The sequence below is a fragment of the Duganella violaceipulchra genome (assembly GCF_019166075.1).
GTDB classification, from domain to species: Bacteria; Pseudomonadota; Gammaproteobacteria; order Burkholderiales; family Burkholderiaceae_D; genus Rugamonas; species Rugamonas violaceipulchra.
This window is the reverse complement of sequence record NZ_JAHTGR010000083.1, coordinates 1-910: the sequence shown is the minus strand read 5'-3', so window position 1 is coordinate 910 and position 910 is coordinate 1. Positions and strand designations below refer to the sequence as shown.

Annotated in this window: 1 protein-coding gene; it reads left to right on the top strand. The window is 73.3% G+C overall.

What is annotated here, in order from left to right:
• A partial coding sequence (locus KVP70_RS33050; protein ID WP_217946674.1) for an AMP-binding protein occupies positions 1-910 on the top strand: 910 nt, incomplete at both ends.

The window sequence follows — 910 nt, the reverse complement described above, 5'->3', positions numbered from 1 at the left end:
CATGAGCCACAGCCCGCTGTTCCAGACCATGCTGACCTGGAACAACGCCCCGGCCGGCGCGCTGCTGCTGCCCGGCCTGCAACTGGCCGCGCTGCCGGCCGAGCAACTGAGCGCGCAGTTCGACCTGTCGCTGACGCTGGCCGACGATGGCGTCGTCATCGGCGGCCACATCGACTACGCCACCGACCTGTTCGAGCACGCCAGCGTCGAGCGCATCGCCGGCCACTTCCAGACCCTGCTGGCGGCCATGGCGGCCGATCCGCGGCAGCGCGTCGGCGCGCTGGCCCTGCTGACGCCGGACCAACGCCACCAGCTGCTGACCGGCTTCAACGCCAGCGGCGCCGACTACCCGCGCGACCAGCTGCTGCACCAGGCCTTCGAGGCGCAAGCGGCCGCGCGGCCGGACGCCATCGCGCTGGTGTGCGAGAGCCACAGCCTGAGCTACGGCCAACTGAACCGCCGCGCCAACCAGCTGGCCCACCATCTGCTGGCGCGCGGCGTGCGCCCCGACGACCGTGTCGCCGTCTGCCTCGAACGCGGCCTCGACCTGGTGGCCGCCCTGCTGGCCATCCTCAAGGCCGGCGCCGCCTATGTGCCGCTCGATCCGGCCTACCCGGCCGAGCGCATCGCCCACATGCTGGCCGACAGCGCCCCGGCCGCCGTGCTGACGCAGCGGTCCCTGCTGGACACCCTGCCCGCCGGCGCAGCCGCGCTGGCCATCGACGCCGCCGCCGAAGCGGCCGCCATCGCCGCCCGCGCCGACGTCAATCCCGACCCCGCCGTGCTGGGCCTGCACGCCGGCCACCTGGCCTACATCATCTACACCTCCGGCTCGACCGGCCTGCCCAAGGGTGTCATGGTCGAGCATGCCAACGTGACGCGCCTGCTGGCCGCCACCGACCACTGGTTC